Origin of the sequence: Brevundimonas sp., assembly GCF_046295595.1 — a bacterium.
Lineage (GTDB): Bacteria > Pseudomonadota > Alphaproteobacteria > Caulobacterales > Caulobacteraceae > Brevundimonas.
Genome location: NZ_JBKBMX010000033.1, coordinates 1 through 13,235, shown reverse-complemented (window position 1 = coordinate 13,235; position 13,235 = coordinate 1). Strand labels below are relative to the sequence as shown.

At 68.8% G+C, this 13,235-nt stretch carries 12 protein-coding genes; 3 read left to right on the top strand and 9 right to left on the bottom strand.

The genetic code is table 11. The annotated features are described in order from the left end of the window. The first annotated feature begins 294 nt into the window (after window positions 1-294). Together ACK4JY_RS14675 and ACK4JY_RS14670 are read left to right on the top strand one after the other, a co-directional pair. Window positions 295-1,488 carry a divergent polysaccharide deacetylase family protein gene (locus ACK4JY_RS14675; RefSeq protein ID WP_409606849.1) on the top strand — a complete coding sequence of 398 codons (1,194 nt, stop codon included), beginning with the start codon at window positions 295-297 and terminating at the stop codon, window positions 1,486-1,488. A gap of 93 nt (window positions 1,489-1,581) precedes the next feature. Next, window positions 1,582-2,055, top strand: a complete 474-nt coding sequence (locus ACK4JY_RS14670) for an RNA pyrophosphohydrolase (protein WP_409606848.1) — start codon at window positions 1,582-1,584, stop codon at window positions 2,053-2,055. A 117-nt stretch (window positions 2,056-2,172) separates the two neighbouring features. Here the strand turns inward: ACK4JY_RS14670 and ACK4JY_RS14665 are convergent, their stop codons facing one another. From ACK4JY_RS14665 to ACK4JY_RS14630, 8 genes are all read right to left on the bottom strand, one after another. Further along, window positions 2,173-2,493 (bottom strand): DMT family transporter, encoded by a 321-nt coding sequence (locus ACK4JY_RS14665; RefSeq protein ID WP_409606847.1) that lies wholly within the window; start codon window positions 2,491-2,493, stop codon window positions 2,173-2,175. Window positions 2,494-2,831: 338 nt separating this feature from the next. Then, window positions 2,832-3,101 carry an ATP synthase F1 subunit epsilon gene (locus ACK4JY_RS14660; protein WP_409606846.1) on the bottom strand — a complete coding sequence of 90 codons (270 nt, stop codon included), beginning with the start codon at window positions 3,099-3,101 and terminating at the stop codon, window positions 2,832-2,834. Beyond that, the gene (gene atpD, locus ACK4JY_RS14655) at window positions 3,101-4,657 is read right to left on the bottom strand and encodes a F0F1 ATP synthase subunit beta (RefSeq protein WP_409606845.1); all 1,557 of its coding nucleotides are present in this window, start codon (window positions 4,655-4,657) and stop codon (window positions 3,101-3,103) included. The genes ACK4JY_RS14660 and atpD overlap by 1 nt, the downstream gene beginning before the upstream one ends. Before the next feature lie 38 nt (window positions 4,658-4,695). After that, window positions 4,696-4,920 carry a hypothetical protein gene (locus tag ACK4JY_RS14650; RefSeq protein ID WP_409606844.1) on the bottom strand — a complete coding sequence of 75 codons (225 nt, stop codon included), beginning with the start codon at window positions 4,918-4,920 and terminating at the stop codon, window positions 4,696-4,698. A 40-nt stretch (window positions 4,921-4,960) separates the two neighbouring features. Then, window positions 4,961-5,839, bottom strand: coding sequence for a F0F1 ATP synthase subunit gamma (locus ACK4JY_RS14645; RefSeq protein ID WP_409606843.1), 879 nt, complete (start codon window positions 5,837-5,839; stop codon window positions 4,961-4,963). A 32-nt stretch (window positions 5,840-5,871) separates the two neighbouring features. Continuing rightward, a complete protein-coding gene (gene atpA / locus ACK4JY_RS14640; protein WP_409606842.1) occupies window positions 5,872-7,407 on the bottom strand; it encodes a F0F1 ATP synthase subunit alpha in 1,536 nt (511 codons plus the stop codon). A 59-nt stretch (window positions 7,408-7,466) separates the two neighbouring features. Further along, on the bottom strand, window positions 7,467-8,021 hold the full coding sequence (locus ACK4JY_RS14635; RefSeq protein WP_409606841.1) for a F0F1 ATP synthase subunit delta: 555 nt from the start codon (window positions 8,019-8,021) through the stop codon (window positions 7,467-7,469). Window positions 8,022-8,225: 204 nt separating this feature from the next. Then, the gene (locus tag ACK4JY_RS14630) at window positions 8,226-9,170 is read right to left on the bottom strand and encodes a DUF808 domain-containing protein (RefSeq protein WP_409606840.1); all 945 of its coding nucleotides are present in this window, start codon (window positions 9,168-9,170) and stop codon (window positions 8,226-8,228) included. A gap of 149 nt (window positions 9,171-9,319) precedes the next feature. Between ACK4JY_RS14630 and ACK4JY_RS14625 the strand changes: the two genes are divergently transcribed. Further along, on the top strand, window positions 9,320-10,156 hold the full coding sequence (locus ACK4JY_RS14625; protein WP_409606839.1) for a TerC family protein: 837 nt from the start codon (window positions 9,320-9,322) through the stop codon (window positions 10,154-10,156). A gap of 779 nt (window positions 10,157-10,935) precedes the next feature. Here the strand turns inward: ACK4JY_RS14625 and ACK4JY_RS14620 are convergent. Continuing rightward, the gene (locus ACK4JY_RS14620; protein ID WP_409606838.1) at window positions 10,936-13,098 is read right to left on the bottom strand and encodes a primosomal protein N'; all 2,163 of its coding nucleotides are present in this window, start codon (window positions 13,096-13,098) and stop codon (window positions 10,936-10,938) included. Window positions 13,099-13,235 lie beyond the last annotated feature (137 nt).

Below are 13,235 nucleotides of genomic sequence, written 5' to 3'. Positions count from 1 at the left end.
ACTCCACCTCGCTCAGATCGTATCGCGCCATGCCAAGGCTCCTTCCGGAATCCTTGAATCAGCGAGACCGGGTCACCGCAAGCTTTATGGGTTCAGAACCTAGGGGCTAGGGGCTAGGGGCAACTCCCCTGCCACCCTAGACCCTAGACCCTAGACCCTAGACCCTAGACCCTAGACCCTAGCCCCCACCACATGCCTAACACCCCGTTAGGCTTTCTTAACCGACGCCGGGCCAATGTGGGCCTCGAAGGAGTCCGTCCCGCGGACCCCGGTTCGAGCGCCAGTTTGTTGCCCATGTTCGCCAAGCGCCAGTCCGTTCTCGCCGCCACCGCGGGCGCTCCGCCCGCCCGCCGTCCCATGGGCGAAACCCTCGACCGTCTGGTCCGCGTGGCGAAGAAGCCGCCGGTGGCCGTCGCCGGGGCCGGGGTCCTGCTGCTGGGCGCCGCCGCCCTGTTCGTCACCGTGCTCGGCGACCCGCGCGCCGGGGCCCCCTCGGCCCGCGTCGCCCTCAACCGCCCGGCCGCCGCCCCCGCCGTCGTCCCGACCGGGCTGGAGGCCTTTTCGCTGGATGGTTCGGGCCTCTATCAGGACCTGACCGCCGACGGCGCCGACCCGACCCTGACGGGCGAGGCTGTCATCACCCTGCCCGACGGCGCCACCGTCTCGGGCGCGGGCGCCCCGGTCACCGCCCCGCGCGTCGCCGCCCGCCCGCTGCCGCAAGCCCCCATCGCCGGCCTCAGCCAGCCCGGCCCCGACGGCCCCCTGCCGCGCATCGCCGCCGACGGCCGCGTCCCGGCCCAGGCCTATGCCCGGCCCTTCGTCGCCAACGGCAATCCCCGCGTCGCCCTGATCGTCGGCGGCCTCGGCCTCAACGCCGTCACCACCCGCGCCGCCATCGAACGCCTGCCGGCCGAGGTCACCCTCAGCTTCGTCCCCTATGCCGAGGGTCTGCAGGGCTGGATCGACCTGGCCCGCGCCCAGGGCCACGAGGTCATGCTGGAGATGCCGATGGAGCCGTCGGGCTATCCGGCCAACGACCCCGGCCCCTACACCCTGCTGGCCAACGCCGACGCCGCCGACATCCAGGCCAAGATGAACTGGCTGCTGGGCCGCGCGACCGGCTATTTCGGCGTCACCAACTATCTCGGCGACCAGTTCATGACCTCGGACGCCGGCATGACCGCCTTCATGACCGTGCTGCGCCAGCGCGGCGTCGCCTTCCTCGACGACGGCTCGATGAGCCGCCGCCCGGGCGCCTGGGCCCGCGCCAGCGCGAACCGCATCGTCGACCAGCAGCAGTCGCCCACCGCCATCATGGGCCAGCTGACCGCCCTCGAGGCCCTCGCCAAGGCGCGCGGCCAGGCCCTCGGCACGGGCTTCAGCTACCCCGTCACCGTCGAGGCCACCGCCCGCTGGACCGCCGGCCTCGAAGCCCGCGGCCTGCAACTGGCTCCGGCCTCGGCCCTGGCGAACCGGCCGGGAAGATAAGGCAGCAGGCAGCGGGCAGCGGGACAGCGCCGCGCGTCTCCGCTAAGCAACAATCCTCTTCGTCCCTGCTGCCTGCTGCCTGATGCCTCATCCATGACCGACCTCTCCCGCTACCGCCCCAACGTCGGCGTCGTCCTGTTCCACCCGGACGGCCGGGTCTGGTACGGGCGTCGCGCCGGGACGCCGGGACCGCACAATTGGCAGTTCCCGCAGGGTGGCGTCGACGACGACGAGGACTATGAGGCCGCCGCCCGCCGCGAACTGGCCGAGGAGACCGGCGTCACCTCGGTCGAGCTGCTGGCGAAATCGGAGGAATGGATCGCCTACGCCTTCCCGGCCGGTTACGGCGGCTCGAAACAGGCGCGCGGCTTCGAGGGCCAGAAGCAGAAATGGTTCGCCTTCCGCTTCACCGGCGACGAGTCCGAGATCGATCTGGAGGCCCACGGTGACATCGAGTTCGACGCCTGGCGCTGGGGCTCCCTCGCCGAAGCCCCCGCCCTCGTCGTCCCCTTCAAACGCCCGGCCTATGAAACCGTCGTCGCCCTGTTCGCGCCGCTGGTGGTCTAGGGGTGGTTAGTGATTGGTGATTAGTGGTTGATGATTGCTGCATCCCTGCCTGCGGAAGGGCGGCGCGGGCCGCGCCGTCGCACAGCCGTCGGCCAATCACTAACCACTAGCCACTAATCACTCCCCCGGCGCCAGCCGGAACATCACCAGCCCCGCCAGCACCAGCAGGGCCGCGATCACCCGCATCGGGCTCAGGTGCTCCTGCAGGAACACCACCCCGACGATGAAGGCCCCGACCGCCCCGATCCCGGTCCACACCACATAGGCCGTGCCCATCGGCAGCGACTTCATCGCCAGCGACAACAGGCCGAAACTGACCACCATGAAGCCCAGCGTCGCCACGCTCGGCCACAGCCGGGTGAAGCCCAGCGACTGTTTCATGAAATAGGCCCAGACGATTTCCAGCAGGCCGGCGATGATCAGATAGGTCCAGGCCATGGTTCGGCCCTCCTCGCAAAGGGCCGGGCCGTCCCGGACTTGGTCCCGCCGACACTGGATCGGCGCGGGAGCGAGGACGTGGCCTCGTCTTGCAGGGGCTGTCTAGGACCTCCGACGCCGGGGTCAAGCGCGGGCGCCTTGTCATCCCGGCCGACGCGAAGCGGAGAGCCGGGACGGGACGCTCCTAAATCAAGAACGCCCGGGCAGCTCGCAGAGCTGACCCGGGCGACGATCGGCTTCATCCCGACTCCGGGACAGGCTGCGCCTTCCGGGAGGAGACTCGTTGAGGGCTGGCGCGTCCCGGATCGCGGCGGCGCCGCGTCCGGGATGACAAGAAACTACGCCGCCGCCACTTCCGCGGCCTGTTCGGCCAGGATGGTCAGGCCGGCCGGGGTGACGTCGGCGAAGCCGCCGTGCACCTCGAACTGACGCCGCGAACCGCGGTCGATGATGGTGACCACGCCTTCGCGCAGGGCCGTCATGAACGGGGCGTGGTCGGCCAGCACGCCGAAGTCGCCCTCGACGCCGGGCGCGTCGACCTGATCGACGAGGCCGTTGAAGACCTCGCGCTCGGGCGACACCAGCGAGAAGCTCAGCTTGCCGGCCATCAGGCGGCGTCCGCGGCCAGCTTCTGGGCCTTCTCGACGGCTTCCTCGATGGCGCCGACCATGTAGAAGGCCGCTTCCGGCAGGTGGTCGTATTCGCCGGCGACGATGCCCTTGAACGAGCGGATGGTGTCTTCCAGCGACACGAACTTGCCCGGGGCGTTGGTGAACTGCTCGGCCACGAAGAAGGGCTGCGACAGGAAGCGCTGGATCTTGCGGGCGCGCGAGACGACCAGCTTGTCCTCTTCCGACAGCTCGTCCATTCCGAGGATGGCGATGATGTCCTTCAGCGCCTTGTACTGCTGCAGCACTTCCTGGACCGAACGGGCGACTTGGTAGTGTTCGTCGCCGATCACCAGCGGGTCCATGATCCGCGAGGTCGAGTCCAGCGGATCGACGGCCGGGAAGATGGCCTGGGCGGCGATGTCGCGGCTCAGCACGGTCGTGGCGTCAAGGTGGGCAAACGAGGCGGCCGGAGCCGGGTCGGTCAGGTCGTCGGCGGGGACGTAGATGGCCTGGACCGAGGTGATCGAGCCCTTCTTGGTCGAGGTAATGCGCTCCTGCAGGTTGCCCATCTCCGTCGCCAGCGTCGGCTGATAGCCCACGGCCGAGGGAATGCGGCCCAGCAGGGCGGACACTTCCGAACCGGCCTGCGTGAAGCGGAAGATGTTGTCGACGAACAGCAGGACGTCCTTGCCCTCTTCGTCGCGGAAATACTCGGCCTGGGCCAGCCCCGTCAGGGCGACGCGGGCGCGGGCGCCGGGAGGCTCGTTCATCTGGCCGTAGACGAGGGCGCATTTCGAACCCTCGGTCGAGCCGCCGTTCTTGGTCGGATCAACGTTGACGTTCGACTCGATCATCTCGTGATACAGGTCGTTGCCCTCGCGGGTGCGCTCGCCCACGCCGGCCAGCACCGAATAACCGCCGTAAGCCTTGGCGATGTTGTTGATCAGCTCCTGCATGGTCACGGTCTTGCCGACGCCGGCGCCGCCGAACAGGCCGATCTTGCCGCCCTTGGTGTAGGGGCACATCAGGTCGATGACCTTGATCCCGGTGACGAGGATTTCCGACGAGGTCGACTGCTCCTCGAAGCTCGGCGCCTCGCGGTGGATCGGGCGGTACATGGTCGTCTGGATCGGGCCCTGTTCGTCGATCGGCGCGCCGACGACGTTCATGATCCGGCCCAGGGTGCCGGGGCCGACCGGGGCCAGGATCGAGGTGCCCGTGTCGGTCACCGGCTGGCCGCGCGTCAGGCCTTCCGAGGTGTCCATGGCGATGGTGCGGACCATGTTCTCGCCGAGGTGCTGGGCGACTTCCAGCACCAGGGTGAAGGGCTGGCCGGTCTTCTGGTCGACGTTCTGCGTCTCCAGGGCGTTCAGGATCGCCGGCAGCTGGCCCTCGAACTCGACGTCGACGACGGCGCCGATGACCTGGGCGATCTTGCCCGTGCCGGTGCCGGCCGTATAGGCGGCGTTGCCGGTGGCGGCGGCGGCCCTCGGAGCCTTGGGAGCGGCCGGCTTGCGGGGGGCGGGTTTCTTCGGGGCGACGGTGTCGGTCATGGCGGTGCGGCTTCTTCTAAAGGTCTTGTCGGAAAGGGTCAGGCTTCGACGAGGTCGAGGCGGCGTTCGATGCGGCCCAGTCGTTCCTCGACACGGTCAAGGCGGGCGCTCTGCCCGGCATACTGGGTGGTCAACTGGCCGAAGTGACTTTCGATCGCGGTCACCCGGGACTTGATGTCCATCAGCTCCAGCCGAATCTCCTGCTGCCCCGCGCGAAGGGCTTTCAGATGTTCGAGCATCAGATGAGCGATGTCGTCCGTCACGGCGTTTCCTTTCGACCCGGCCAGGGTATCACGTTTTGCCTTATAGCGCCTCCGCGCCGGCGATGATCTCGATCAGTTCGGTGGTGATCTGGGCCTGACGTTTGCGGTTGTACTGCAGGGTCAGGCTGTTGATCAGGTCGCCCGCATTGCGCGTGGCGTTGTCCATGGCGCCCATCTGCGCCCCGAAGAAGCTGGCCTGGTTCTCGTACAGGGCGGCCAGCACCTGGGTGGTGATGTTGCGCGGCAGCAGGGTCTCGAGGATGTCCTCTTCCGAGGGTTCGTACTCATAGACCGCGCCGTTCAGGTCGATCGGCGGGGCGTCGCCGTCGACGACCGCCGGGATCAGCTGTTTCGGCGTCGGCACCTGCGAGATGACCGACTGGAAGCGGCTGTAGAACAGGGTCACGACGTCGGCGTTGCCGGCCTCGAACTCCTCGGCGATCAGGGCCGCGATCGGCTCCGCCGCAGCCAGGCCGATGACCTTGTGGTCGCTCATCTCGAAGGTGCGCACCAGCCGGTCGCCATAGAGGCGCGACAGGCCGTCGCGAACCTTGCGGCCCACGGCGACGATCCGCACGTCCTTGCCCTCGGCCAGCAGCGTCTTGATCCGCTCGCGCGCGGCGCGGATGACATTGGTGTTGAAGCCGCCGGCGAGACCCTTGTCGCCGGTGGCGACGACGATCAGGTGCTTCTGGTCCGAACCGGTGCCGGCCAGCAGGCGCGGGGCGTCGTCGCCCGACACCCCGGCCGCCAGATTGGCGATCACGGCGGCCATCTTGCGGGCATAGGGACGGGCGCTCTCGGCCTGGTCCTGGGCGCGCTTCAGCTTGGCCGCGGCGACCATGTTCAGGGCCTTCGTGATCTTCTGCGTGGACTTCACGCTTCCGATCCGATTGCGCATTTCCTTGAGGCTGGCCATCCGGGGCTACTCTCTCGCTATCCGGGCCGGTCTCAGGCGAAGGTCTTGAGGAAGGCGTCCAGCACCGACTTCAGCTCGGCTTCGAGCTCGGCGGTGAGGTCCTTCTTGGTGCGGATGCCGTCCAGCAGGCCGGCGTTCGACGACTTGATCCGGGCCAGCAGCTCGGTCTCGAAGCGGCCGATGTCGCCCACCGCGATGCCGTCCAGATAGCCGCGCGTGCCGGCGTAGACCGAGACGACCTGCTCTTCCATGGTCAGCGGGCTGTACTGCGGCTGCTTCAGCAGCTCGGTCAGGCGCGCGCCGCGGGCCAGCAGCTTCTGGGTCGAGGCGTCGAGGTCCGAACCGAATTTGGCGAAGGCCGCCATTTCCCGATACTGGGCCAGCTCGCCCTTGATCGAGCCGGCGACCTTCTTCATCGCCTTGGTCTGGGCCGAGGAGCCCACCCGCGACACCGAGATGCCGACGTTCACGGCCGGGCGGATGCCCTGGTAGAACAGGTCGGACTCAAGGAAGATCTGGCCGTCGGTGATCGAGATCACGTTCGTCGGGATATAGGCCGAGACGTCGTTGGCCTGGGTCTCGATCAGCGGCAGGGCGGTCATCGAGCCCGAGCCATAGTCGGCGTTCAGCTTGGCCGAACGCTCCAGCAGTCGGCTGTGCAGATAGAAGACGTCGCCCGGATAGGCTTCGCGGCCCGGCGGACGGCGCAGCAGCAGCGACATCTGACGATAGGCCACCGCCTGCTTGGACAGATCGTCATAGACGATCAGGGCGTGCATGCCGTTGTCGCGGAAATATTCGCCCATGGCCGTGCCCGAGAACGGGGCGAGGAACTGCAGCGGGGCCGGCTCCGAGGCCGTGGCGGCGACGACGATGGTGTAGTCCAGGGCGCCGCGCTCCTCGAGCGTCTTGACGATCTGGGCCACGGTCGAGCGCTTCTGGCCGATGGCGACATAGATGCAGTACAGCTTGTCGCCTTCCGCCGCGCCGTCAACATTGATCGACTTCTGGTTCAGGATGGTGTCGATCGCCACGGCGGTCTTGCCGACCTGACGGTCGCCGATGATCAGCTCGCGCTGGCCGCGGCCGACCGGGATCAGGGTGTCGATGGCCTTCAGGCCGGTCTGCATCGGCTCGTGCACCGACTTGCGCGGGATGATGCCCGGCGCCTTGACGTCAACGCGGCGACGCTCGGTGAACTGGATCGGGCCCTTGCCGTCGATCGGCTCGCCCAGCGGGTTGACGACGCGGCCCAGCAGGCCCTTGCCGACCGGCACGTCGACGATCTCGCCCAGGCGGCGGACCTCGTCGCCCTCGGCGATCTGCGCATCGGCGCCGAAGATCACGGCGCCGACGTTGTCGCGCTCGAGGTTCAGGGCCATGCCCTTCACGCCGGCCTTGGGGAATTCGATCATCTCGCCGGCCTGGACCTTGTCCAGACCGTGGATGCGGGCGATGCCGTCGCCGACCGACAGCACCTGGCCGACGTCGGACACGTCCGCTTCAACGCCGAAATTGGCGATCTGCGACTTGAGGATGGCCGAGATTTCGGCGGCGCGGATGTCCATGACAGGCTCTCTGTTATCGTCTTGTCAGCGCGACCCCGTCGGGATCGCGAGTGTTGGGGTCAGGCCCGTTTGAGGGCGAACTTCATCTGGTCGAGCTTGGTCTTCAGCGAGGCGTCGAACAGTTTCGACCCCACCTTGACCTTGAGGCCGCCCAGGATCGACGGATCGACGCGGGCGGTCATTTCCGGGTCCTTGCCCAGCGAGGCGCGCAGGGCGGACTGGATGGCCTTCATCTGGGCGGCGCTCAGCGCCTGGGCCGAAACCACCTCGGCGGCGACGACGCCCATCTTCTTCGCATACAGGGACTCGAAGCCGGCGATCACGCCGGGCAGGTCGCCGGCGCGGCCGTTCTGGCCCAGCAGGCCGAGGAAGTTGCGGGTCACGCCGTGGAACTTCGCCGCATCGGCGATGGCGACCAGACCCTTTTGCTGATCCTCCGCCGCCATGACCGGCGAGGTGGCCAGCCGACGCAGGTCGGCGCTGTCGGTCCACGCGGCGCGCAGCGACTTCAGATCGGCGCGCACGGCGTCGAGAACGCCCGTTTCGTCAGCGAGGTCGAACAGCGCCTGTGCATAGCGCCCGCCGACTTCCGTCGTCCTGTAATCGTCAGCCACTGTCTGGTCCGCGCGGGTTAGCGTTCGGGTTGTCGACCGGCGGCGGAATGCGCGCCGATCAAAGGCCTGAAATGCTTGAAGAAAGCACGCCGGGGACGCGTCTTGCGACGCGCCCTCCGTCTAAGCCGGGCGCCTGATAGCACCGTAACCCCCCCACAGCAACCGGGGCCGTCCGCCGCAGGCGGCCCGATTGCCGCACCCGGGCTAGTGGGCCGCGCCCTTGCGGCGCGGAACAAGGTGCAGGATCGCGACGATGACGCCGCCCACCACCAGGCCGACCACCGCCGAGGCGGCGGCCGTCGCCAGCCATCCCGTCGCGGGACCGATGAGGGGGACGCCGGCGGCGACGTTTCCGAGGCTCGCGATCAGGTCAGGCAGCAGATCCAGATGATACTCGTGCAGGCCGTGGACCAGAATCCCGCCGCCGACCCACAGCATGGCCGCCGTGCCGATCGTCGCCAGCCCGGCCAGCACCATCGGCATGGCGCGGACCAGGCCTTGTCCCAGTGACCGCGCCGCCGCCGAGGGGCGCCCGGCCAGATGCAGGCCGATGTCGTCCATCTTCACGATCAGCGCCACGGCGCCATAGACCACCGCGGTGATCAACAGCCCGACCAGGGCGAGGGCCGCCGCCTGGGTCCCGAGCGAGTGTTCCGCCAGGTCCGCCAGGGCGATGGCGGTGATCTCCGCCGACAGGATCAGATCGGTGCGGATCGCCGAACCGACCATCTTCTTTTCCTGTTCTTCCGACGACAGGGCCAGTTCCTCGATCGGCTTGTCGCCCGTTCCGTGACCCATCAGCTTCTCGGCCAGCTTCTCGGACGCCTCGAAACAGAGATAGGCCCCGCCGGCCATCAGAAGCGGCGTCAGCGCCCACGGCGCGAAGGCGCTGATCAACAGCGCCCCGGGCAGCAGGATCAGGAATTTGTTCTTCAGCGAGCCGATGGCGATCTTGCGGATGATCGGCAGCTCGCGCTGGGGCGAGAAGCCCATGGCGTAGCCCGGCGTCACCGCGGCGTCGTCGACCACCACCCCGGCGGCCTTCATGCTGGCGCGGCCGGCGGCGGCGGACACGTCGTCGACCGAGGCGGCCGCCATCTTGGCGATGGCGGCGACGTCGTCGAGAAGGGCGGCAAGACCTGAGGGCACGCGTCACCTGAAAAACGAATACGGTTCGTCCTTGGCTAGGCGAGCCCGCGATCCGGGTCCAGTGGCGCCAGTCAAGCGCGGCGCACTGACGCGCCTTGTCGCGGTGAAAAATTCTGGCGCGGCCTCCCCGCCTGGCTTATCCGGATGAAATGACCGAAATCACCGCGCTTCTGACCGACCCCGCCGCCTGGGCCGCGCTCGTCACCCTGATCGTGATGGAGGTGGTGCTGGGGATCGACAATCTGATCTTCATCTCCATCCTCTCGAACAAGCTGCCGCCCGAGCATCGCTCGCGGGTCCGCCGCATCGGCATCTCCCTGGCCCTGGTCATGCGACTGGGCCTGCTGTCGATGATCGCCTGGATCGTCAGCCTGACGGCGCCCGTCTTCGCCGTCATGGGCAACGAATTCTCGTGGAAGGACATGATCCTGATCGCGGGCGGTCTGTTCCTCGTCTGGAAGGCGACCAAGGAAATCCACCACACCGTCGACCCCGGGACGAGCGACGACCTGCTGGAGAAGGATAAGGCCGACGTGGTCATCTCCAACGTCGGTTCGGCCATCTTCCAGATCATCCTGCTGGATCTGGTGTTCTCGATCGACTCGATCCTGACCGCGGTCGGCATGACCGATCACCTGCCGATCATGGTCGTCGCCGTTCTGGTCGCGGTCACGGTCATGCTGCTGGCCGCCGATCCGCTGGCTAATTTCATCAACAAGAACCCGACCGTGGTCATGCTGGCCCTCGGCTTCCTGCTGATGATCGGCATGGTGCTGATCGCCGAGGGCTTCGGCGCCCACGTGCCCAAGGGCTATATCTACGCCGCCATGGCCTTCTCGGCCGGGGTCGAGATCCTCAACATGTGGAGCCGCAAGGCCTCGACCAAACGGGAGAGCGCCCAGCAGCTCAGGGCCCAGGCCAATCAGGCCGACGCCCGCGCCCGCGCCGCCGAGGCGGAAGCCGACGCCGCCGAGAGCCGGGTCTGAGTCCGGTCCCCATGCATCCCTTCTCCCATTGGGAGAAGGTGGCCGGGCGGAGCCCGGTCGGATGTGGGTCGGCTGCTTCAGTCGGCGTGAGCCGCCGCTCCCGTCAGTGCACGGCTTCGCCGACGGCCGTCACCCGACCCACACCCTTTCGCGCAACCGATCGCTTCGCTCCCGGGCGCTCAAGCCCTCTCCCAACGGGAGAGGGACGGCATGACGCTGTGCTTACAATCGGCGAATCTATAGTCTAGTTATCAAATTATTAGACAGCCTATTCAACGCACTAGCCTTTTCTCAAACCGTTTTGTCTGTACTAGGGGCCAGCCCCCGTAAAATACCTCCCATCCCGTTGAACGGGGAGGGCGTCGGATCCACGTTCCTCGATGGCGGCGGGCTGTGGTCGAGCGATGAAGCCCGGGCGACGGAGAGTCCGGGGGTCCTCGAGGGCAGGGATGGATCCTGCCCGCTTGCTCGCCGCGCGGCTTGAGGATCGGGCCGATGCCGCTACATGCGGTCACGTCCGACCCATGACGGCGTCAGCAATGGCCTGTCATGTTCCGGTAAGGCCTCAATCGGGCCGCCAGCCGGAGGGTCGTGTGGAAAACGACTGCGCGGGGCGGTCTGTCTCGTCGAAACGGTAAACACATTCCGCACCGGGCGAGGCCCGGTCGCCCCGCTCTCTCCCCACCCGCTTCCCCCGAAGCGGCGAAGAGTCGTGCCGGCGTCCCGCCCCCTGAAACCGCGTTCAAGCAGCGTGCGACCGCGTCGCGAGCGCCAGCGCCCTAGAGAAAGCTGTACGGATCGACATCCACATTCAGCCGCACGCTCGCCGGGACCTTCACCCGCGCCAGCCACGCCCGCAGAAATCCCTGCAGGTCGACATCCCGGTCGGCCCGCACCAGCAGCCGCTTGCGCCGCCGCCCGCGCACCAGCGCCAGCGGCGCGTCGGCGGGGCCATAGACTTCCAGCCGTTCGGCGTTGGGGATGTTCTCGGCCAGCTCCCGCGCGACCTTCTCCACCGCCATGGCGTTCTCGCCCGACAGGATGATCGCCGCCAGCCGGCCATGGGGCGGCAGGGCGGCCGCCTCGCGCTCGGCCATCTCGGCCTCGACGAAGGCGTCGCGGTCGCCCGCCGCCAGCGCCATCAGCACCGGATGCTCGGGTGTCCAGGTCTGCAAGATCGCCCGCCCCGGCTTCTCCGCCCGTCCGGCCCGCCCCGTCGCCTGGGTCAACAGTTGAAAGGTCCGCTCCGCCGCCCGCAGATCGCCGCCCCTCAGCCCCAGATCGGCGTCGACCACCCCGACCAGCGTCAGATGCGGGAAATTGTGCCCCTTGGCCGCCGCCTGGGTCGCCACCAGAATGTCGATCTCGCCATCGGCCATGCGCTGGATCAGCGCCCGCGCCGACTTGCCGTCGGGCACGGTGTCCGAGCTGAACACCGCCGTCCGCGCCTCGGGGAACAGCTGACGCACCTCCTCCTCGACCCGCTCGACGCCGGGGCCCACCGAGACCAGCGAATCCTCCGCCCCGCACGACGGGCAGACCCTGGGCCGCGGCATGGTGAAGCCGGTCAGGTGGCAGACCAGCCGCCCGGTGTAGCGGTGCTCGACCAGCCAGCTGTCGGTGTCCGGCGCCGTCATCCGGTGGCCGCAGGCGCGGCACAGCACCACCGGCGCATAGCCGCGCCGATTGAGGAACAGCAGGGTCTGCTCGCCCCGCGCCAGGGTCTCGCCGATCGCCTCGCGCAGCGGCTGCGACAGCCAGGTCTGCGGATCGGGCGGGCTCTGCCTCAGATCCAGCAGCGAGATCTGCGGCAGCACCGCCGCCCCGTGCCGCGCCGCCAGCTTGAGCCAGCCATACCGCCCCAGCTGGGCGTTCCACAGCGTCTCCAGCGACGGCGTGGCCGAGGCCAGCACCACCGTCGCCCCCTCGATCCGCGCCCGCGCCACGGCCAGGTCGCGGCCGTGATAGACCAGCCCCTCCTCCTGCTTGAACGAGCCGTCGTGCTCCTCGTCCACCACCACCAGCCGCAGGTTGGCGTAGGGCAGGAACAGGGCCGAGCGCGCCCCGACGACGATATTGCAGCGCCCCGCGACCACCGCCTCCCACACCGCCCGCCGCCTCGGCGGGGCCACGCCCGAATGCCACTCGGCCGGCGCCGCCCCGAACCGCGCCGCGATTCGCTCGATCAAGGCCTGGGTCAGGGCGATCTCCGGCAGCAGGATCAGCACCTGGGCCGTCGGATCGGCCCGCAGCGTCCGCGCCGCCGCCTCCAGATAGGCCTCGGTCTTGCCCGACCCCGTCACCCCGTCCAGCAGGAAGGGGGCGAAGCCGCCCTTCGCCGTCGCCGTCGCGATCACCTCCGCCGCCGCCGCCTGGTCCGCGTTCAGCGTCGCCGGGGCATGATCGGGATCGGGCGCGTCGAAGCCGGCCACGGCCTCGATCTCGACGACCTCCAGCACCCCCTCGTCGACCAGCGCCTTGACCACCCCCGACGAGACGCCCGCCGCCCGCGCCAGTTCGGGGCCCGGCAGGGCGCGCTGGCCCAGCGCCTCCAGCACCGCCGTCCGCGCCGCCGTGGGCCGGGCCGGATCCCGCTGGCCGACCCGCCGCACCCGCCGCTCCGGCCGTGGCCGCGGCGCGCGCAGCCCCTTCAGCGCCGCCGAGGCCATCTCCCCCGGCGCGCTCAGCGTCCACCGCGCCGCCCACTCCACGAAATCCACCGTCTTTTCCGGCAGGCGCGGATCGTCCAGCACCTCGGCCACCGCCTTGAGCCGCCGGTTCGACCCCGTCGTCTCCCGCACCTCGGCGACCACGCCCCGCATCAGCCGCGGCCCCAGCGGCACGGCCACCTGATCGCCGCGCGCGAGCGCCATCGCCTCGGGGACCTCGTAGTCGAAGGCCTCCGGCACCGGCAGGGGGATAAGGACGCTGGCGACGATCATCTCCTTCCCCCCTTGCGGGGGAAGGAAGACGTCTCGCCATCCGGACGAGAGATCGCTAAACCCCGTCCCCATGAAACTCTTCCTCGACACAGCCGACGTCGCCGTCATCAAGGACATGGTCCCCACCGGCATGGTGG